A 22448-nucleotide genomic window follows, 5' to 3' on the forward strand; every position below is an offset into this window, starting at 1 on the left:
GCCACTTACCTTTATTATCATAGATGGATAAATATTTTGATCCGTTGAAATGGTTGTAGTAGCCTGTTGCTCGATACGTCCGTTGATACAGACTCTTTATCGAATTTCCATTTTTAAAACCAAAATCATTCCAAATCGTTCCACTACTTTTTGTGATTGTTACGTATTGGTTTGTACCGTGCCACTCACCTCCCGGCGTACCCGACACACTTGCATCCCTTTCGTTTAAGTACCCTTGCCATTTACCATTACCATCATAAATGGACAAATATTTTGATCCGTTGAAATGGTTGTAGTAGCCTGTTGCTCGATATGTCCGTTGATACAGACTCTTTATCGAATTCCCACTTTTAAAGGCAAAATCATTCCAAATCGTTCCACTACTTTTTGTGATTGTTACGTATTGATTCGTTGAATGCCAAATTCCGCCTTGATTACTCGCCTTTTGAATAGTACTTTCCTTAACAATTCCTTTGAATCCTTCGTTTATATCATAAAGAGCAAAATACTTACTGCCATCAAAATGATAGTACCATTCCTTAACATTAAATGTTTTTTCATTAATAGTTGTTGTGGTTCCCATTTCCTCGAGATTAATATTTTTCCAGACTTTTTGATCTTTCTTTATAACAGAATAATAATCATTAACCAAATGTTTTTTCCCTGCAGGATGTTGTCCTTTTTCGACAGCTGCTGCAGTAACTATTCCAACTGTCTGATCATTCGAATCTTTCAGTAAATAATAGGTTTTTCCATCATAATGGTGGTACGATCCTTCAATTCGAAAAGTTTGATTGAGTAACTGACTAGTCATTCCTTTTTCTTGAAAATCAGAAGTAAATAGAATGGCATTAGGAGAGACAATACTACCATACGTATTTGTTGCTTCTGGGAATAACTTTCCTTCTTCACCCGCTACTTTTTCCACACTAGAGGCAGCGATGTAACCCAGTTTCGTAGTTGATGTACTAAGTAGAAAATAAGTTATCTCAGAATTACCGTTTATTTTTTGGGCAGAAAAAGTTTTTTGATAATTCTTGTTATTATCATTTACTCTCTCTCCATCAGGTTCTTTAAGTAACACATAATCCTTATCAGTAATTGAAACGAAAAATTTTTCACCTACTGATTCTGTTGCAATCGTTGACCGTTGCGGTTCCTGCTCCTCTTCGGTAAGCGAAGTCTCGTCAATTGATTCAGAATTTTCAGTCGTTGTTTCCATACTTTCTGAATTCGTAGAACTAGTTGCACTGCTTGAACTTTCAGTCATTTCTTCAACAGTAGTACTAGTTGTACTGCTTAATGAATCGGTCATTTTCGTTTTTAGTTCACTTGTAGAGATCGTTTCTGTTGATACTGTTTCATCAGAATAACGGAATCCTAACAAAGGCAGACACAAAATAATCGATAAAAATATGTTCCCCAACACTTTTTTCTTTTTCATAAGCTAAAGTTAAATAATCTAATGCGACTATTTAACAACCCTCCTATCCCTTTATAATATTATTATAAACATTTTATCATATTTATCGTGTTATTAAACAAAAAAAGGTAATCGATTTAATCGATTACCTTTCTATTCTCACTGAAAAATCGCCACCAGTCCTCGTTAAATTGGGATTATAGTAAGGGTCATTTTCAATATATTTAGTCCAGCGGGCTTCCATTTGCTTTGTTTCTTTTTCAAAACGGGCTTGCTTTTCAGGTGTATTTTCATAGCCTCGTGATTGGGATTCGAAATGATATAGCTCGACTCCGTGAAGCCAAACATTATTATGACCAGCTTCATACTCCTTCAAACAAAGATCGACATCGTTAAAGGCGACGGTCAATTCTTCATCAAAACCGCCAATCTCAACAAAATCTTCTGCTCGAATCATCAAACAAGCGGCAGTGACTGCTAAATAATCGACGTTGATCTCTAATTTACCAAAATAGCCGAAATCGCCCCTTGGGAAAGTATGATGACCATGCCCCGCTGCTCCCCCCATACCTAAGATTACACCGGCATGCTGGATCGTATTATTAGGATAGTATAATTTGGCCCCAACACAGCCGATTCGCTCAAGCTGTGCAAAAGAGACCATCTTGGTCATCCACTCTGGCGTGATAACCTCTGTATCATTATTTAAAAACAATAAATATTTTCCTTTTGCAACTTTAGCGGCTAAATTATTGATGCGAGAATAATTGAAGGGGATATCAATTGATTCTACAACGAAACGTTCTCCCAATTGATTTTGATACTGAGCATAAAGTTCTTGCATCTCAGGTTGATCACTACCATTATCAGCCATGATAATTTCGTAATTTGGATACGTCGTTTTTTCGATAATCGAATCCAAACAGCGTTTCACATCGTCATAACCATTTCGGGTGGGAATAATCACACTCACTAAATCCTCTGAAAGTACTTTATAATCTACATCATACAAGCCATTCCCCGCTGCATGGTTAACAGTCGCTTGCAGGCCGCGGCGTTTGATCGCATCTTTCACAGCTTTCAAGCCGGCATCAAAAGCATAGCTCTTCGTTGACTGATCCGCAGCGGTGGAACTCGGTAAAATACGCCAGTAGTATAAAATTTGTGGAATATGAGCGATTCGATCAGCTGTTGTTTGCTCGGTAAAACGTAAGACCAAATCATAATCTTGTGAGCCCTCATATCCGACCCGAAAACCACCGATTTCTTCCATGATCGAGCGACGATAGACTCCTAAGTGCGAAATGTAATTTGTTCCTAATAATAAATCTGGCGACCAATCCGGTTTGAACGCTGGATCGAAACGCTTCCCAGCCATATCGATCTTATCTTCATCGCTATAGATTAAATCAAGCTCGTGATTTTTATTTAACAGCTTGGCTACTTCATACAAAGCAATCGGAGCTAATTCATCGTCATTATCCAATAATGCAACAAAATCCCCTGTTGCAATTTCTAAGGCCGAATTGGTTGCCTTAGAGATATGTCCATTCTCCGTACGAAATACTACTTTGATGCGTGAATCTTGTGCAGCATATTTTTCCAATAAGGGTCTGACTGAAACATCGGTCGAATGGTCGTCCGCCATACAAAGTTCCCAGTTAGGATAAAACTGATTTTGCACGGATTCAATACATTTTTCTAACCATTTCTCTTCGACATTGTAGACAGGCATCAAAATTGAAATGAGCGGCTGATAATCAAAATTCGCGATTTCTGCTTCAATAGCCTTTACATCCCAATTTTCATTATCAGTAATCCATTGCTGATAACGCTCATCGGATTGTTTAGTTTGATCTAATTTGATACGTCGCAGTGTATTTTTTAAGCCATTGCGTTTTAAATAGCCGAATCCTTTACGAGCCTTGCCGTAAAAATTATGCAATTGCGAAGGTTGTCTTACTTCCTTCACAATATTTTCTTTTGGAATAAAGACTTGCGTCTGCTGCTCATCGTTAAAGTTAAACGCGACAATAATTGGTCCGGCGGGATCATTGACTTCGACTGTCATGCTAAAGCCCATTTGCAAACTGGCACTTGTTTTATGCGCCGCGGCCACATCCGAACGGGGATAGAATTCCGTTTTATCATTAATCACATTATCTGAAGCAAGTTCAATTTCTGGAACTTGCTTTGAAATCAAATCAAGCGCCCATCCTTTTATTTCTAGCAGCTTTGTTTTGGGCTGATAACTGCATTGATCAATGCAAACTTGTTGCTTTTTTGTCATCAAAATTAACCCCCTATGCTGAATTGATTTGGATTGATTAATGGATCATTCAATTCTTGCGAATATTTATTAGTTAAGGTAGCGTAAGCTTCTTGTTTTACAGCAAAATGATTTTCTCCTGGATAGCGCATTTCAAAATAAGGATCGAAAACCATTTTTTTGTTTTCTTTGGCTAAGCGAATCGAGAAATCAATTCCTTTGATCTGAGTTGGCAATGACAGATCAAACCCGGCTAGTGCAAGAAAGTCCTCTTTACGCAAAATGAGCATATCCTCAGTCGCCGTATAGATTTCACGCGGCAGTGCGGGACGGAAATAAGTTCCGATCGTCTTATTTGAAAGACCTTGTTGCTCGTAAACAACTCGTTCATTGGCAGGATCTAAAACGACCCCACAATTTAAAATAGCCTCATCTTTACTGATAATTTTTCCCGTAACTGCTCCGACTTCAGGCAAGCGAACAAAATTCAAGGCTTCTTTTAGCCAAGTAGGCTTCGTTGGGGTTAAATTTTCACCTAAAAAGACTAAAAATTCGCCCGTAGCTTCACGAGCTAATTCATTCTCATTCTGACCAGTAAACGTCCGAATCCGCGAATCTGCCAGATTTGAACGGTTCGTCAAAATTTCGAAATCATTCCATTCCGTCGTCAACAATTCTTGGAGCTGTTTTTCACTAGTTTGCCCACTTAAAATAATTGAAACTTTAGGTTCAGTTTCATACTTGAAATCAATTTTATAGGCGCCATAATTTTTCGTCATCGTGACGGCACCATCAAGCTTCCGCCGTTCAAGGGCCGCTTGTAAAGCATTTTGACCAGCGATATAAGCATATTCCTTACTTTGAGGATCCATCGCCACTGAGGTTTCAATTGTTCGCCAATGATAAAGAATGTTAGGGATATGATAGATTTCTTTAGCAGCTTCGGTTGCTCGTAACACAAAATCATAATCTTGGCTGCCGTTAAACTCTGTTCGTAAACCGCCAATGGTGTCTATGATCGAGCGTTTGACGACGACAAAATGAGTAATGTAGTTATGACCTAGTAGTAAGGTTTCATTCCAATTTGGTTTGAAGAAAGGATCAAAGCGTTTACCGCTCATGGATAATTTGTCCTCGTCGGTATAAATAAATTCACGATTTTGATCTTCATTCAAGGCATTCACGACTGCCAGTAATGCCGTATCGGCTAAAATGTCATCATTATCTAAAAAGCCGATGTACTCGCCCGTCGCAATTTCAATCGCTGAATTGGTTGCTTCTGAAATGTGACCATTTTTTTCTCGCAAAACAATTTTGATTCGTTCATCAGTTGCTGCTAGTTCTTGCAATAGCGGCTTGATATGCGCTTTAGGTGACGCATCGTCTGCTAAGCAAAGTTCCCAATTAGGATAGATTTGATCCGTCAGAGACTTCACACAAGCCCGCAACCATTTTTCATCAACATTATAGACTGGCACGACTAAAGAAATTTTAGGCTGGAAGGCCAGACTGTCCAACGTCGCGATCAATTGCGTCCTCGTCGGTTCTTCAACTTTGAGCATCCACTCTTCGTAGTTAGCACTTTGCTGTTTTGAGCGTTGATAATTTTTAAGCGCTCCAGAAAAGCCATTGCGTTTGATTGAGCCTAATAAATGGCGAACTTTTCTCGTGACCGGTGTGTTTTTAGTTTTCGTTATTTTAGCTAAAACAGGATAGATTTGATCTTGATCATCTACCGCAAATAACTTCAACTCATCCATCACTTGCAGATTTTTCGCAGTCAAAATAAAACCAAATTTTTCTGTTGAATCAATGCCGAAAACTTCATTGACATCTGGGCGATAGATTGGATTGACTTGCAACGGATTAACCGATTCAGCTAGCAAATAGCTCAACGGTAGCTGGTTAGCTTCTGAGAATCCCCAGCCTTTAATGATTACTTCGTTTTCTGACTCATTATTTTCGATTGATTCAACGGTCAATTTGATGCCTGCGATTTCACTTCCCGCTTCAGTATAAGGAATCTTACTTAATTGATACTCATGTTGATCCAAGTAGCTAAGTTTCAAGGATAGCAACCGATTTTTTATCTGCTCCTTCGCTACATCCTTCATGACCTTCACTTCTGATGGAAAAAATTCCTCTTCATTTAAGACATTTACGTTCACCGTAAATTCTTTACCGGCTACCAATGCACCGTCAATGATCACATACGGTTCTTCAGTAATTTCTGGAAACATCAGCAGATCTTCTTGGTACCACGAAGCGTTCGTTTCTTCAATCTCCAGTAATTTATTATCAACGACTACCGATAATTGGATTGTTGCTGGAACTTTCCCGATGACGATTCGTAATTTCTCCGCATTCTCAGGGGCCTGATGAACGGTCGTTTTATTTTCACCGCTTTGATTATTAAAGATGTAGGGTTCTATCGTGAATTTTCCGTCCAGCAAATAGGCCAACTGCATCTGTTTATTATAATTCGAATTAATTGGTTCCACTCGTTCAGGAGTTTTAACTGATTCTTTACGCAAAGCATAGAAATACTGATACACTTCTCCAAAAGGACGCTTTTTAAAATCATACCGCACCATTTGCGGTAATTCTTCATAACTAGCAGGTAATTCATTTTGACCAACTTGCGAATAAGTAAAGTCTTCTCTGCGAATCGATAGACCCAGCCGTTCAAATAATTCTTCAAAACCCTTTTGTGTGTAAAAACTGTTGTGGGTTCGGTCTAAGAGACCATATTCTTTCCAGTCCAGTTTATTATTAAACAAATCAATCAAGACCGAGTTATGAGCCAAATTAGGGAAGGTCAGTAAAATTTCACCGTTTGGTGCTAAAAACTTACTGGCTTCCTGCAAGGCTTTTTCCGAATCTGTTAAGTGCTCTAGAACATCTGCGAAAATAATAAAATCAAACTGCTTATCAGCAAAATAAGTACTCCATTTGTACTCTTCGATATTTCCTAAAAAGCCGTCCTGGGCAAAGCCCATGACGTGCTCATATAAGACCGAATCAAATTCCACGATCGAAACTTCACATTTTTTTTTATTAATCAAGTATTGGGTCATGCGGCCATTCCCTGGACCAAACTCTAAAACAGTGGAACCTTCCGTAATTTGACTAATGATCTTTCCAACACTTGTATGCTCTTCCAGTGACAAATCAAAATCATACTTCATAATTAAATCGTATCCTTCCACTTGTGATCCAAAACAACGATGCCTTCGCCGACGTATTTGCCAGAAATGAACATAGTCAAATAGCGGGTCTTATAAACCAACGGCACCGTGGCATTTTCTTCAAAAAGGGCTACGTCAAAGTAATACTCCCCGCCTAAAAGGGCCATTTTTTCATATTCTAGATAAAAGACATTCTCACCCTTTTTCCAAGGAATCGACTCTTCATCCAATAAAGTGTTTAGTCCGCAAACATAATTATTATCAACGGTTCGAATCGCCACTCCCAGAACCGGTTGTTTGATCGAATCATCCTTCACGTTATACGTTACTTTCACCACGACTTTACTGTCCTGTTCGACTATTTCCAAAGGCTGTAGGTCCCCATCTAATAACTCAGCAGATTTGACTTCTACAATATCGTAAGCAGAAAATTCCTCTGAAGTAGAATTATCCCGATCCACAGTTTTTAATGATTTTTTCTTTAAGAAGTTTTCGTAAGTCTCGGTGATTTCCATCGTTTCACCTTCTGCTTCAACGACTCCATTTTTCAACCAATAGACCCGGTCGCAAAAACGGCGAACCGCATTAACATCATGAGAAACGAATAGAATCGTTTTACCAGCGTTACGCAGCTCGGTAAATTTTTCCATACATTTTAACTGGAATTCTAAATCCCCGACTGCCAAGGCTTCATCAACGATCAAAATATCAGGATCAACATTAATAGCTACAGCAAAGGCTAAACGCACAAACATCCCGCTGGAATAAGTTTTAACTGGCTGATACAAGTGATCGCCAATATCGGCGAAATTAATGATATCATCAACCTTTTCCTGCATTTCTTCGCGGGAAAAGCCTAAAACCATCCCATTAAGGAAAATATTTTCGTAGCCGCTGTATTCAGGATTGAATCCTGAACCCAATTCTAACAACGCAGCAATGTTACCGATGATTTTGACCTCGCCGGCTGAGGGAGTTAAAACTCCTGTGATGATCTTCAAAATGGTCGATTTACCTGAACCATTTTCCCCGATAAACCCGATCATTTCACCCTTTTTTACTTCGATATTTACATCGTTCAACGCATAGAAAACTTCATGATAGGTTTTTCTAGTCAGGCTAAGCGCTTCTTTTAAACGATCCGAAGGCTTTTTATACATATCATATTTCTTTGTTAAGTGGTTAATTTCAATTACTGTTTCAGTCATTTAATTTTATCTCCTTACAGAACATCAGAAAAATGTGGTTTCAAGCGTTTAAAGACGACACTGCCGACCACTAATAGAATCAAGGTCACAACCCAAAAGTAGATTGTTAATAATGGTTTTTCCCAAAACCATTGTTCCCCAAAGAACGCATCACGATAACCTTGGACAACATAAAACATTGGATTGAATTTTAAAATAAATTGGATCGTAGGATGTGCCGCAAATTGGTTGATACTCCATAGTACCGGTGTTCCCCACATCAATGCTTGCATGATCACGCCGATAAATTGGTTGATATCTGGGAAAAACGGCTGAATTGAAGAAGTGATCCACGTCAAACCGGTCAAGAACATCATCATAGCGAATAGGTAATAAAGCAGCTGCAGCAAATGCAGGCTAGGAATTGCATGATTAAAAATTGCTACAATCAAAGCAATTACAATGAAAAAGACATGCATGAACAAAGCTGAGAATAATTTGACCGATGGCAAGATTCGGATATTGAACACGACTTTTTTGACTAAATAGCTGTATTCACGAAAAACATTGGTAGCTGAACCTAAGACTTCAGAAAAATACATCCATGGAACCAACCCGGTTAATAAGAAGACGATAAAGGGATATTTTCCATCTGTCATCGCCGCTTTAAAACCGACTCCAAACACAAACCAATAGGTCACAACCATTACCAAAGGATTAGCAAAAGCCCAAAAAATCCCTAAGGCGGAGCCAGCATAGCGTGCTTTGAAATCATTGACTGAAAATTGTTTCAATAAGGTACGATTTTGATAAATTTCTTTAAAAAAACTCAGTAAGTCTTTGAACATTTTTTTACCTCTCATCTAAAGCTTTAATTTATTATTTCTACAGTTGATTAACGTTATTATTCTACAGAAAGATATATGTAAAAGCAAGGTCACACAAAAAAAGCTTAGATGCTTATAAACATCTAAACTTATTTTTAACAATTAACGATAACGACTGCTACGGGTAGGTCGTACTTCAAACTCCTCTTCATCCACCTCTGGATCAAAAATATTCAGCGAATAATCATAAAACTCTTCTGGAACCTGATTTTGTTGCCAAGCAAGTCCTAATAAACAAAAAGTAATTGGGATCCAGTAAGGTGCCATCAAAGTATCTTCCATCGTTGACTGAAGTAAGACCGCAAAAAAAGCGATCAAAAAACTCAGTTGAAATGCAGCGGTCTCTTTTTTTATAATTAACCGCCAAACATTATATAAAATAAATGAACTCATTAAAACTAGCCCAACTAAACCGAACTGTCCTAACGTTGCATTGTAACTATTGTGATTGCCTAAAATTTGCGCCCCACGTTTAAACGTAAAAGGTGGCATGCCGACCCAAAATTGGCCCTTTACCTTAAACAACGTTTCATAGAAATGCTTCCAAATATCTTCTCGCCCGGTAAATAAATCAAAATGACTAGAATTTGCTAGAAACAGAGACAAAGGAAAAATGCCGATTAGGAAAATGCTATAACTAATCCCATAGGCCCACTTGACTTTTTCCTTTAAAAAAGCTGGCCACAAATCAAAGAAAACAAAGAAAGCGACTGCGATAAAGGCGGCCTGCGATTGCACAACCCAAGTACAGGCTAAGGCGATCAGATAGATGGGATATTTGATAATTTTTGCCCATGTCCATTCTAATGATTGAAATAATGTCGCACTTAAAAAGCTCGCGCACATGACACTGCTGCCAATCGTGTTCGTATTAATCCAAATTTCCTGCAACTTATTGCTTTTATCCCAAATACTCATTCCAGCCGCTGGAGCAGGAATTTCCGTAAAAATCCGATAGGCCGTGATCAATAAAACCACAACCATTAACCCAGCAAAAAGCCCTCGTAAGCCTTTAGTAAATTCAACTAGCTTAAAATCCAATACAATAAAAATAATCAATGCCAGCGTAATATCTGACCAAATCCCCGCTTGCCGCATAACATCAAACCGCTGAAAGAAAAATACTGACAAAATTGCGATACCAATCCATACTAAGTCTTCTACTTTCAAACGATAGCAATTCAGCAATAAAACAATCGTCGCTCCGATCGGCATATAGCGCCCCATATTGGCATAAATATTAAACATCCCTTGTGTCCCGATTCCTTTAGTCCACAGGAAAAAACACAACAATGTCATCCCAATTAAAATGACGGCACTGATCGTATTCAACGTCGCTGACGTTCCTTTTTTCACTCGTTCCATTTTCTTCCTCCGAAACTCAATCAATTAATATTGTCCATAATAATCCGGTACTTGTTGGGGGATTTCTTGGTAGTTTTCGGTTCCACCGACCGGATCTATTGTCGCCTCTGTTTGATCAGTATCAGAGGCAAAACTTAGCTGATAAATGGACCAACTGTCTTTGTCGGGACCATAGATTTGTTCAAACTGTGCATAGTTCAACGCATTGTAATCTTCTAATGGTCGTTTACTGATTACATATTTAAAGCCCAGTTTCTCACAATCAGTGAAATTGATATTTACCGTAAAATTATCTGGACGATCTAAATGAAATTTAGTTTGATCTGCCGTAACAAAAGCTCGCGTATGGGCATATCGATTGTAAATCTTTTCATTTTTATGTTTAGGATCAATTTGCTGCCATAATTTCATATCAGGATAGAAGCGAACCGAATTGATCGTTTTCACGCCCAATGCTGGAGTAAAGTTGTAAAGATCTCCTTCGGATAACCAAAATGCTTCAGGATCTTCTTTTTTGATTTTAACAATTTCTTGGGCTAATGTTTTCTTATCAATCGCACCCGTCCCCTGGACGACCGGATTAACAAACGCTCCCGAAGCCAAAACGATCAAGCTCATCGCAATCAAAAATAGTTTTTTCAACTTGAACAGCAAACTAAACAGGATCAAAGCAAATACCACTAGCGTTATAAAGATCTCAAAATTATTAAAGTACAGCCCCATCACCGATGAAACCATCGAATGTGTAGCTAAACCAATGATTAAGGCTAGAAAAATCAGTTTGATCCAACCAGGAATTTTAGTATACTCCCAAATAAAATTGATCATCCAAAGTGATAGCAAGACGGCGGCAAATCCAAGTGTCACAAGTCCCCGAGTACTAGTCACATAAGTCAGCAGAAAAATTTTTGCAATTCCGTGACTATAACCAAAGAAGGTCCACCCAAAAATAAAGCAGCAGAATAAACCTAAAATTGCCCCGATGTATTTCTCCTCTTTCCCCCGCTTAGAAAAGAAAATAAATGGAGACAACAGAATTGTTAATGGAAAGAAATTGAAATATGAGGCTACTTCGCCATTGTTTGTGCCATGAAAATTGAAATTTTTAAATGGAATCTTCCAATTCGTTAAAAAGAGGAAATAATCTGAAGGTGGTCGCCCGCCACCGCTAGCTTCCCGGTGACCAGGATAAATTGTATTCATTGTCGCTTCAATCGCTTCTTTTGAGCTATTATAAAAATGCAACAGTACAAACACAATAATTCCTAACCCGCCAACAATCACTGGCAAATCCCAAATATCTAGTACCAGCTCTTTGCGGAAATGAATCAAATTTCCAAACAACCAGAACAATATCAAATAGGCCAGCGGCACTTGGTGAGCTGGATACAAGACTAAGACAAAGCCGATCCCACTGATAACAATCAAGCCCATCATCAATAAGCGTAATAATTTATTTTCATGCTTCGCAAGATAGTAATAACTGGCAACCATGATTGCCAGAGTAAAAAACATCAAATCACCGACGTGCTGCATAAACCACCATTGAATCGATGGTGAGTAGGTAATCCATAGAGCCCCCAATAGTGATAAATATTTATTGCGTTTTGTCAAAATCATGACCAGTTCAAAACTCAGTAACAGCATCCCAATAATTTTAAAGCCCCAGTAAAAAGAAAGTCCCCGTTCTTTTCCTAAAAATAAAAAGCCCCAATTAAAAGGTTTACCAATAAGCGTTAAATCTTTTACCGGCGCGTTATAGGCAACAATCATGTTTTGCCCTTCTTTGCCATACTGCTGATTGACTACTGGATAATCACTTTCCGCCTGTGAAAAATAAAAGGGGGTTTGAACCATCCACTCATCTGAACGGACTTGACGATTCTCACCAAAAATCACATCAGAACTCTTACCATCACTGCGTTCCGAAACAATTTTATCCCAAGAACCAATCGAACTCCCATTCAAGTTTAGCGCAACAATCATAACCAAAAAAAATACGCCAATCAGATAGCGAAAACGAATGATTTGATCAATGATCCAGACAAACGGATTCACTCGTTTAAACGCTCCCTCACTCGTTCGTTTTTGTGCTCTTGTCTCCATTGTTTCCTCCTAAAAATAAAAATTTGAATGTCATTTTCCCATAGTTAAATTTGCCGGTAACCAATTGCTTGACCCCACGCAGGAACAAATGTTTCCGATAATCTGTCAGCCGTGTTTGTTGATAAAAAATATAATAGCTTTTTTCGGCTTGTAAAATTGCCTGATAGCGAGCGACCGTCATTTGTTCGGCATAGTTCAAGACAGATAACTGATGCTGCAATGTTGCTTTCAAAATTTTGACTTGTTTTTTTTCAGTAAAGACTCGCCAACTCAACCAATGGTCCAAATAATCTAGCGGAAATTCTAAATTATAACCGCCAATTTTACGCAAGAAATTCGTTCGAAGAGCTGTTGCGGAATTGATAACCATAATATCCTTTGAGTACAGTTTGTCTCCGGCGGGTAATACATTATGTAATGGCCGCAAAGTATCGCTGCGAACAGGGGATACTTGCTGCTGATGATCCATAATTAGTGGAGCAATCGCTACCACTGACTCTGGCAGTGATCTAGACTCCCTAATTAATTCAGTTAAATATTCCAGTGTAATCACGGTATCTTGATCCAAAGTCACCAGCCACTCCGTTTCTGCAGCACTTTGCTTCAACGCGGTATTATAGGCTTGCGCCAAGCCTACATTTGAAGGACTGTGCTGATAGTCAAAACGTGGCGCCAAATTCTTCGGCACAGCCGCTTGGAAACTATTGTCGAAGATCAAGATTCGTTTGATTTCTGGAAAAGCAGTTGAGGTCAGCAGTTGATTCAAGCTTGTGATTGTTGATGACTCTGAAGCAGCCAGATTGTATAAGACTATCACAAATTCAAACATACTACTCACCTCTTTTTTTATTATTTTGCTTCTAACTCAAGAAAGCTGGTCAAAGCTTCTTGCCAAGTTGGGATTTCAAAGCCTAGTGCTTTGGCTTTGCTTAGATCCATAATTGAATATTGCGGACGTATCGCTTTTTGTGGGTATTCTGCCGAAGTGACCGGCGCTACCTCCACGTCCGTATCTTTTAAGATTTCTTTTGCAAATTCATACCATGAACAGCTGTTTTCATTTGATAAATGATAGACACCAAAGGGCGCATTCTTTTCAATCACAAAAGTCATAAATTCAGCCAATGTTCTAGTCCAAGTTGGGCGGCCGAATTGATCATTGACGACGGTTAAGCGATCGTGGGTCTTAGCTAAATTTTGCATCGTGTAAACAAAATTATGTCCATAGATTCCAAAAACCCAAGAAGTTCGGATGATATAGTAATCCTCCATAATTTCTTGTACCGCTTTTTCTCCTAAAAGTTTAGTCCGACCATATTCACTTAGCGGATTGGTCATATCATCAACTTGATACATTCCATCCTTTTTTTTGCCGTCGAAAACATAATCCGTACTGATATAGACAAGTGTTGACCCTGCTGCTTTGGCGGCTTCCGACACATTGCGTGTTCCTACAACATTAATTGTTTCGTCCAATTCTTTGCCTTCATCTTCGGCCTTATCCACTGCAGTATACGCTGCACAATGATAAATGATGTCCGGTTTCATTTCAGTAATGAATTTATAAGTACTTTCTTTATCTGTAATATCTAGTTGATCAGCGTCTGTTGACACATATTCACTGTTCTTTTCGTCTAACAAATGACGCAATTCTGTTCCTAGTTGACCATGTCCACCTGTGATTAAGATCATTCGTATCTACTCCCCGTATCCTTATAGTAATGCGATTTCAATATAAAAATTCTTGTACCCATCTCAGCTCGCTAAGCAGATTCGCTCAGTAAAACAAATACATTCTGGTGCTGTGAAAAGAGTAACTGACAAAAAGGCAGGTTGCACCTGCCTCATTTATTTTGTATTATTGGCCGTTTTTCGCGTAATTGCTTTCAACTGCATCTTTTTCCGCCCGCCACCAAGCTTCATGATCGCTGTACCATTGGATGGTATCCTTGATTCCAGCCCGGAAATTGGTGAATTCTGGTGTCCAACCTAATTCTTCTCGCAACTTGGTTGAATCAATTGCATAACGTAAATCATGACCAGCGCGGTCTTTGACGTGATCATAGGCATCTTTGGGTTGACCCATTTCTTCTAAAATGATTTCCATCACAGTTTTGTTGTCTTCTTCGCCATCGGCACCAATCAAATAGGTTTCGCCGATTTTTCCTTTTGTCAAAATCAACCAAACGGCAGAAGAGTGATCGTTGGTATGAATCCAGTCACGAACATTTTTTCCGTCGCCGTAAAGTTTTGGTCGAATACCGCTCAAAACATTTGTAATTTGACGCGGAATAAATTTCTCGATGTGTTGGTAAGGACCATAATTATTTGAACAATTGGAAATCGTCGCTTGCAGTCCAAAAGAACGGATCCAAGCCTTCACTAGTAAATCAGAACCTGCCTTCGTTGATGAATACGGACTTGATGGATTATACGGTGTTTCGGCAGTGAATTTTTCCCCTACGCCTTCTCCGTGACCCGGTAAATCTTCTCTTAGCGGAAGATCACCATAAACTTCATCGGTTGAAACATGGTGATAACGAACATTGTGTTTGCGACAAGCTTCAATCAATGTATAGGTGCCAATAATATTGGTTTGGACAAAAGGAAAAGGATCCTTTAATGAGTTATCATTATGAGATTCTGCCGCATAATGGACCACCGCATCTGCTTCTTGGACCAAACGATCCACCAATTCTGCATCAGCGATATCACCCACTACCAACTCTACTCGGTCTTCTGGTAGACCAGCTAAGTTCTCTTTATTTCCAGCATAAGTCAATTTATCTAAAACTGTCACATGGACCTCTGGATGATTATTCACCACATAATGAACGAAGTTAGAGCCAATAAAGCCCGCTCCGCCGGTTACAATAATATTTTTCATCGCTACTTTGCTCCTCGTATTAAAATACTCATCTGTTTAAAAATTATTTCAAAAGAAAGATTGTTTAAATTTCACCATAGACAAATGGATTTTCCGCTTCAAATTCCTTCAAAGTTGGTTGTTTTGCATCTTTTTCGGAAGTGATAGCTTTATCGATGTCGATTGGCCAATCAATCGCTAGGTCAGGATCGGCAAATGAAATCCCGCCGTCTGCTTCTGCATCGTAGTAGTTATCGCATTTGTACAAAAAGTTGACGTTAGGTGTCAATGTCACAAAGCCATGGGCAAATCCCCGAGGAACTAGTAGCTGACGGTGATTGTGCTCAGAAAGAATATAACCTTCCCATTTACCATAAGTCGGACTGCCTTTGCGAATATCGACAATTACATCAAGTACCGCCCCTGTTACTACGCGAATTAATTTGGTTTGTGCGGATTGCCCTTTTTGGAAATGCAGTCCTCGTAAAACACCAGGTTGCGTTGAAAGTGAATGGTTGTCTTGAATAAAATCAAAATCGATACCGGCTACTTTGAAATCTTCTACTGAATAACTTTCAGTGAAAAAGCCCCGATGGTCGCCAAAGACAGCAGGCTCAATGATTTTGACATCTGTTAAATTGGTTTCTGTTACTTTGATTTTCCCCATGATTATTCCTCTTCTGCTAAACGTAATAAGTATTGTCCATATTGATTTTTCTTCAGCGGTTGCGCTAATTCAACCAATTGCTCTTTCGTGATGTAACCCATCCGATAAGAAATTTCTTCTAAACAAGCAACTTTTAAATTTTGACGTTTTTCAATCGTTGAAATAAATGTTGATGCCTCTAATAGCGATTCATGCGTGCCGGTATCTAACCAAGCAAACCCACGACTCATAACTTCAACTGATAATTTATTACGTTTCAAATATTCTTTGTTCACATCCGTAATTTCTAATTCGCCACGCTCTGATGGTTGAATATTTTTGGCAATTTCGACTACATCATTGTCGTAGAAATACAAACCAGTGACTGCATAATGTGATTTAGGCTTTGTTGGTTTTTCTTCGATCGAAACAGCCTGCATCTCGTCATCAAATTCCACCACACCGAAACGTTCAGGATCGTTTACATGATAACCAAAGACAGTGGCGCCTTCTGTTCTTTGCGCCGCTCGTTGCAACATCCGAGATAGACCGTCACCATAATAAATATTGTCACCTAACACTAAGCAGACGCTGTCATCGCCGATAAATTCTTCCCCGATAATAAATGCTTGAGCCAAACCGTCAGGACTTTCTTGAACGGCATATTCAATATGAATCCCTAATTCATGACCATCGCCAAACAAATTCTCAAAGCGCGGTGTATCTTGCGGGGTTGAGATAATCAAGATTTCATCAATTCCTGCCAACATCAATGTCGACATTGGATAGTAGATCATTGGTTTGTCATAAACTGGCATTAATTGTTTTGATGTTGCTTTGGTTAGAGGGTATAAACGGGTGCCGCTTCCCCCTGCTAAAATAATTCCTTTCATCATTACGCTCCTTATTATTGATAGATGGAGAATCTTTCTTAAAAATAGGCCATCATTTAGAAAATACACACGAACACATTATACCTGATGTTAGGTATCAGCAGAATCGTTTTATTGCTTTTTTTTATTTTCTTTTATTCTTTTCCTCACCAATTGCCAGGCATTCCAACGCCATTTAAATTGCTGAAGCTTAGATGCAGTCGTTTTAATCTCTGAAGCATTCAAGCCGTGACGCCGATAATAGACCAACTGTTCCGGAATAAAAACTACTCCTTGATAATAATCTGCTAACAAACCAATCCACATGTCGTGCATCGGAACATCAGAAGGAATCGGTAAAATCAGTGCTTTTAACTCTGCACGAAAGGCCATCCCTGCTCCGATATAGCTACTCCTCAGCAAGTTATGCCAAAACCCTTGGTGCGTCTTACGCATCGCTTGGTAAGAAGGAGCTAAGATTTCAAAATCATTGTCCACGATAATCAAATCAGAAACGACGACTTTCACCTTCGGATCCTTTTCAAAATATGGCAAAGTCCGCTCCACTTTATCCGGTACCCAAACATCGTCTTGGTCACTCAAAAAAATAAGCGGGTGCTGGCTTTGTTGGATCGCGTTAGCAAAATTAGCGATCAGCCCTTGCCCTTCATTACGAAATAACTTGATTCGTGGCTCTTGTTTTTGCAAGTCTAATAAAAATTCCCACGTACCATCGGTTGAATGGTCGTCGGAAATAACCAACTCGTCATCAGTGGAAAGTTGCGGGAATATGCTATTTATTTGTTCTTCAATAAAGTGACGTCCGTTGTACGTTGCCATACAAACCGAGATTTGCCCCTTGGACTGTTGGTCCATTCCCTTACCTCCAAAATTAGAAAAATTGCCAGCCCCACTTTTGAAAATATTTACTCATGGACTGTAAAAAAATAATAAAAAGTTTGCCGCTTTTGACGGCTCCACGCTCGTATAAGTGAACAACCGAAAACCTTGGTGCGTACAGTGCCTGATAACCTGCTTTTTCCATCTTGCGACAAAGATCATTGTCTTCAAAATACATAAAGTACCGTTCATCAAACCCTTGAATTTCATTAAATTTAACTAGATCAACAACCATAAAACTACCGGAGATCATTCGAACATAACTATCTTGATCCTCTGGCAACGCGCGACATTCAAATCGAGCAAGTCGCTTTGCAAACAGTCTTTTGACAAACTTGAAGGGAATAAAGCGTAGCATATAATCAAACACATTCAAGTGATCGCGAATCAAATATTGCATGGTCCCATCTTCATTAAGAACTTTGGGTGCCAGCAACCCACACTCGGGATGTTTTGCTAAATGAGCTGCCATCGCCTCTAACTCGTTCTCATCCAAAATGATGTCTGGATTAAAAATGATTCCATAACCAGTCTGCCCCAGCAAATTGGCGTTGTGTCCATAGCCAAAGCCTTTATTTTCATCATGGAAGGTAATATCCACAAATGGGTACTCAAGATACTTTTTTAATCGCTCTTGATAGCTGGGATCAGACGCATTATCAAAAATTTTGATTTGGATCATTGGTTGATCACCTAGTATTTTGATCAATGCCTCCAAACTTAAAAAAAGTTTCGTACTGTTATAGCTTACGATGCTGACCGTCACTTTTTTATCTTTCATCTTCATAACGACGGATAACACTCATTTCTTGAAATATTTTTTCAATACTTGCGAACGGTATTCCTTGTTTCCGAAAAAACGGAAAGTCTTGGTGATAAAACTATATTTTTCACTGATCAAACCGATTAATTCTAATAAAAAGGTCAGAGCAAACACCATGGCCACAATCAACACAATTGTTCCGACCTGACTCGTGTAATTTAGTAGCAGCGCCGAAAACGAAAATAGAACCGCAATAGCATAGATTGTCAAAACTGCTCCCCGATGAGTGAACCCTAGATTCAACAGTCGATGATGCAAGTGTTGCTTATCGGCTACTGAAATTGGTTGATTCTTAGCTTTGCGTCGAACCATCGCAAAGAACGTGTCGGTCACTGGGACCCCTAAAATAATCAACGGTGTGATCAAAGAAATAAACGTCACATTTTTTAAACCTTGTAAGGTCAAGACAGACATCATGAACCCTAAAAATAATGCACCTGTATCTCCTAAATAGATTTTGGCAGGATGAAAATTATAGGGAAAAAAGCCCATGATACTTGCGACTAAACAAAAAATCGCCAATGAGATATAGACCGTGGATGAATGCAGGAAAAAATAGCCGATTACTCCAATTGTTGTTAAACTGATAATCGAAACCCCTGCAGCTAAACCATCTAAGCCATCAATTAAATTGAGCGCATTTGTAATCCCAAAAATCCAAAAAACCGTTGCCGGCAGGCTCAGCCACTCAAGATTGATCCGACCTAGCAGTGGTGCAGTAAAGAAATTAAAGCGAATTCCCGCTACATAATAGATTACTAAGGCAGCTAGTAAGATCCCGATACTTTTTTGTCTAGGCGACAATTCAAACTTGTCGTCTAACAATCCGGTAATGACGATGATCAATCCCCCTAATAAAATCCTACTAATATAATCGAAAGGAATTGCATCACGGAATAAAATCAACGAAGAAATCGCAAAAGTAATAAAAATCGGTAAGCCGCCGGCACTAGGCATCGGTACTTGATTCATACGACGCGCATTCGGATTGTCTACCAAGCCCGTCTGGACTGAAATTATTTTAAAAATCGGTGTCAAAATCAACGCGATTAAAAATGTTAAAAAGTATTTAATGATCAACCCGAAGGAAACTAACATACTGACACCTGCCTTTTTTTCTAATACATTATTATAGCGGAATTCCCTCTCTTTACAAGATTCTTCAGAAATCTTACAAAAAACATTGAGGTTATTTTCGCTTTTGGATCAAGCGGTCTTTCAATTTATTGAACCAGCGATTGACTCGATTCGAACCGACCTTAACTTCTTGACCCGTGTGGTATTCTTCGATTGCAACATTTAGCACGCCGCCTAAAATGATAATTGTTGCAGCAAAATTTAGCCAAAACATCAACACAATAAAACTTCCGATGATTTGGTATCCGGAAACACGTTGCGCAAAGGTTCTTGCGTAAAGACTAAATCCCTGCGCTAAAGCGATCCAACCAACAGTTGCAAAGATAGTACCAGGCAACGCATATTTAAAGCGAACTCGAGCATTAGGAATAACAATATATAATCCTCCTAAAATGACGAGTAGGCCAATCAGAGTTACTGGCCAGCGCAAAGCTAGGAACGTTTCGATAATATCTGGTGAAAAATGTAATAATTGCTGTAATGCATCCAAAATTACCTGACCCGCACTGAAAAATAAAGCGACTGCAATGATAGCCATCATTAAAATCCCGACAATCCCCACTGAGACAATCCGGCTGATGACAAAATTCCCACGATCTTCCACACCATACGCTCGATTTAACGCCGTTTGCAAGGCATTAATTCCACGGCTGGAAGACCACAATGCGGCTAAAACCGAGAGTGATAACATCCCACCCGAGGTATCCTCCAATAAACCCGTGATCGCCGGTTTTAAAAAACTAAACACATTCGGCGGAATCACCTCGCTTAAATAAGGCAGGACCGTTTCAGGCGTGATATTGAAATAGGGCAACAGATTACCGACAATGATCAATATCGGAAAAAAGGACAGCAACAAATAATAGGCGACTACCACAGAGCGGTCGCCTATTTCTGTTTCTGCTAGATGTTTTTGGATCGATTGGATAAAATCCATTAGTTTTTTATTCTCTTTAATTTTATCTATTGGTCCCATAAAAACCTCGTCATTCTAGTAAGTCCCTTCTTCACCTTGTGAAGTCAAAATTTGCGGCCCTTCTTTAGTAATTGCTAATGTATGCTCATATTGAGCACTCCAGCCGCCATCGCGAGTATAAGCCGTCCAGCCATTTGGATCCATCTTCATTTGCCAAACGCCTGTATTGATCATTGGTTCAATTGTGATGACCATCCCCTCTTTTAAACGCAACCCTTTTCCGGCTACACCATAGTGAGGGATTGCTGGTTCTTCATGAATCGTAGGCCCAATGCCGTGTCCCACAAAGTCACGAACAACTGAAAAGCCTTCACCTTCCGCATACGTTTGAATCGCATGACCAATGTCGCCAATCCGATTGCCAACTTGGGCTTGCTCAATACCTAAATAAAGAGCTTTTTTTGTTACTTCCATTAAACGTTCAATCTCAGGCGATACTTCACCGACTGCATAAGACCAACAAGAGTCAGACATTGCGCCCTTGTATTCGACACACATATCGACTTTGATCAAATCGCCATTCTTCAAAGGTTTCTTTCTAGGGAACCCATGACAAATTTCATCATTGATACTGCAACAAGTTGCATATTCATATCCTTCAAAGCCAATTTGAGCGGCGATTCCGCCATGGCTTTCAATAAAGTTTCTAACAAACTTTTCAATCTCCATACTTGTAATTCCCGGTTTGATAAAATCACGTAAATGACGATGAACATCAGCCAATAATTCTCCTGATTCATTCATCATTTCAATTTCACGGGGTGATTTTAATGTAATCATGCACTCGTCTCCTTATTTTTCTGTCAAGTTATCTTTCTGGTGAAAATATCTTCGTTAATCGTCTAGCAGAATCATTTATCAATCCATCCAAGTCAAGTGAGCTAGTCGAATCACCTTTTTCATCCTGTTTATTTTAACATAACCCTATTAAGCGAACAAATGGTAGGAAGCGGTGATTTCCTTTTGATTTTTATTTTGATATAATGACCATAAATTTAGCTTAAAGCTAAGGATGTCTGTTGCGAGTTTCACTTCGTATTTCTAATACGTTAGTGGAACCGTATGCCAACGACGAGAAGAAAATTTGGCTCAAATTTTAACATCTTCGTTAGAGTTGGCTCAACTTTCTATAGCACACTTAAGAAGAAAAACTTGTTTCAAAGAGTGGGAAAATTATCTGAGTGTACGCTTTAGTTGAACAATATACGGCATTCGAATTGAACTAACTTTTTCTTGAAAGATTAGTTCATTCAAACGAATAAGGAGGAATTTTTTTGACATTAGCAAAAATCGTTTATGCCAGCATGACAGGAAATACCGAGGAAATCGCCGATATTGTGGCCGAAGCCTTTGAAAATTTAAATCTTGATGTAGAAATCGACGAGTGTACCCAAGTAGAGGCGGAAGAGTTTGAAGCTGCGGATATATGCGTCGTTGCAACTTATACTTATGGCGAAGGCGATCTGCCAGATGAGATCGTTGACTTTTATGAAGACTTGCAAGAATTGGATCTTAGCGGAAAAGTCTTTGGCGTCTGCGGATCTGGGGATACTTTTTATGACCTTTATTGTAAATCAGTGGATGATTTTGATGCCGCTTTTGCAAAAACGGGCGCTACTCGCGGTGCAGATAGCGTAAAAGTTGAAATGGCGGCAGAAGAAGAAGATATCGAAAATTTGGAAGCTTTTGCCAAAAAATTAGCAGAAGCAGTCGCTTAAGTTAGAGGTACCGATGAAGTTCGGTACCTCTTTTTTTATAACCTAGATTGAGGATGTTTTCTTTTTAGAAAAGCTGAGAAATGCT

The 22448-nt window shown here is 39.1% G+C and carries 18 protein-coding genes; 1 reads left to right on the plus strand and 17 read right to left on the minus strand.

The window, feature by feature from the left end; all coding sequences use genetic code 11:
* From EP1_RS07890 to map, 17 genes are all read right to left on the minus strand, one after another.
* A partial coding sequence (locus EP1_RS07890; protein ID WP_157065585.1) for a hypothetical protein occupies nt 1–1426 on the minus strand: 1426 nt, incomplete at its 3' end.
* A 142-nt stretch (nt 1427–1568) separates the two neighbouring features.
* The gene (locus EP1_RS07895; protein WP_067626160.1) at nt 1569–3713 is read right to left on the minus strand and encodes a glycosyltransferase family 2 protein; all 2145 of its coding nucleotides are present in this window, start codon (nt 3711–3713) and stop codon (nt 1569–1571) included.
* A gap of 5 nt (nt 3714–3718) precedes the next feature.
* Complete coding sequence (locus EP1_RS07900) at nt 3719–6880, minus strand: glycosyltransferase (RefSeq protein ID WP_067626162.1); 3162 nt, start codon at nt 6878–6880, stop codon at nt 3719–3721.
* A 2-nt stretch (nt 6881–6882) separates the two neighbouring features.
* A complete protein-coding gene (locus EP1_RS07905) occupies nt 6883–8088 on the minus strand; it encodes an ABC transporter ATP-binding protein (protein ID WP_067626164.1) in 1206 nt (401 codons plus the stop codon).
* Nucleotides 8089–8102: 14 nt separating this feature from the next.
* Nucleotides 8103–8915: an ABC transporter permease gene (locus EP1_RS07910; RefSeq protein ID WP_067626166.1), complete on the minus strand. Its 813-nt coding sequence runs from the start codon at nt 8913–8915 to the stop codon at nt 8103–8105.
* A 141-nt stretch (nt 8916–9056) separates the two neighbouring features.
* Entirely contained in the window at nt 9057–10319 is a 1263-nt protein-coding gene (locus EP1_RS07915) for an EpaQ family protein (protein WP_067626168.1), read from the minus strand.
* 24 nt (nt 10320–10343) lie between these two features.
* A complete protein-coding gene (locus EP1_RS07920) occupies nt 10344–12425 on the minus strand; it encodes a DUF7657 domain-containing protein (RefSeq protein WP_067626170.1) in 2082 nt (693 codons plus the stop codon).
* Nucleotides 12394–13254, minus strand: a complete 861-nt coding sequence (locus EP1_RS07925) for a glycosyltransferase (RefSeq protein WP_067626172.1) — start codon at nt 13252–13254, stop codon at nt 12394–12396. The genes EP1_RS07920 and EP1_RS07925 overlap by 32 nt, the downstream gene beginning before the upstream one ends.
* Nucleotides 13255–13274: 20 nt before the next feature.
* Complete coding sequence (rfbD, locus tag EP1_RS07930; protein WP_067626175.1) at nt 13275–14117, minus strand: dTDP-4-dehydrorhamnose reductase; 843 nt, start codon at nt 14115–14117, stop codon at nt 13275–13277.
* A gap of 166 nt (nt 14118–14283) precedes the next feature.
* Nucleotides 14284–15312, minus strand: a complete 1029-nt coding sequence (gene rfbB / locus EP1_RS07935) for a dTDP-glucose 4,6-dehydratase (protein ID WP_067626178.1) — start codon at nt 15310–15312, stop codon at nt 14284–14286.
* A 64-nt stretch (nt 15313–15376) separates the two neighbouring features.
* Nucleotides 15377–15949, minus strand: coding sequence for a dTDP-4-dehydrorhamnose 3,5-epimerase (rfbC, locus tag EP1_RS07940; protein ID WP_174519746.1), 573 nt, complete (start codon nt 15947–15949; stop codon nt 15377–15379).
* Nucleotides 15950–15960: 11 nt separating this feature from the next.
* Nucleotides 15961–16830, minus strand: a complete 870-nt coding sequence (gene rfbA / locus EP1_RS07945; protein WP_067626182.1) for a glucose-1-phosphate thymidylyltransferase RfbA — start codon at nt 16828–16830, stop codon at nt 15961–15963.
* Nucleotides 16831–16941: 111 nt separating this feature from the next.
* Complete coding sequence (locus tag EP1_RS07950) at nt 16942–17685, minus strand: glycosyltransferase family 2 protein (protein WP_067626184.1); 744 nt, start codon at nt 17683–17685, stop codon at nt 16942–16944.
* Nucleotides 17686–17701: 16 nt separating this feature from the next.
* The gene (locus EP1_RS07955) at nt 17702–18496 is read right to left on the minus strand and encodes a glycosyltransferase family protein (protein WP_067626189.1); all 795 of its coding nucleotides are present in this window, start codon (nt 18494–18496) and stop codon (nt 17702–17704) included.
* A 15-nt stretch (nt 18497–18511) separates the two neighbouring features.
* Nucleotides 18512–19630, minus strand: coding sequence for an MraY family glycosyltransferase (locus EP1_RS07960; RefSeq protein ID WP_067626191.1), 1119 nt, complete (start codon nt 19628–19630; stop codon nt 18512–18514).
* Nucleotides 19631–19721: 91 nt separating this feature from the next.
* Nucleotides 19722–20645 (minus strand): YihY/virulence factor BrkB family protein, encoded by a 924-nt coding sequence (locus tag EP1_RS07965; RefSeq protein ID WP_067626193.1) that lies wholly within the window; start codon nt 20643–20645, stop codon nt 19722–19724.
* A gap of 15 nt (nt 20646–20660) precedes the next feature.
* Complete coding sequence (map, locus tag EP1_RS07970; protein WP_067626196.1) at nt 20661–21425, minus strand: type I methionyl aminopeptidase; 765 nt, start codon at nt 21423–21425, stop codon at nt 20661–20663.
* Nucleotides 21426–21919: 494 nt separating this feature from the next.
* Here map and EP1_RS07975 point away from each other — a divergent pair, with 494 nt between their 5' ends.
* Nucleotides 21920–22363, plus strand: coding sequence for a flavodoxin (locus EP1_RS07975; protein ID WP_067626199.1), 444 nt, complete (start codon nt 21920–21922; stop codon nt 22361–22363).
* Nucleotides 22364–22448 lie beyond the last annotated feature (85 nt).

The sequence above is a fragment of the Enterococcus pseudoavium NBRC 100491 genome (assembly GCF_001544295.1).
Lineage (GTDB): Bacteria > Bacillota > Bacilli > Lactobacillales > Enterococcaceae > Enterococcus_A > Enterococcus_A pseudoavium.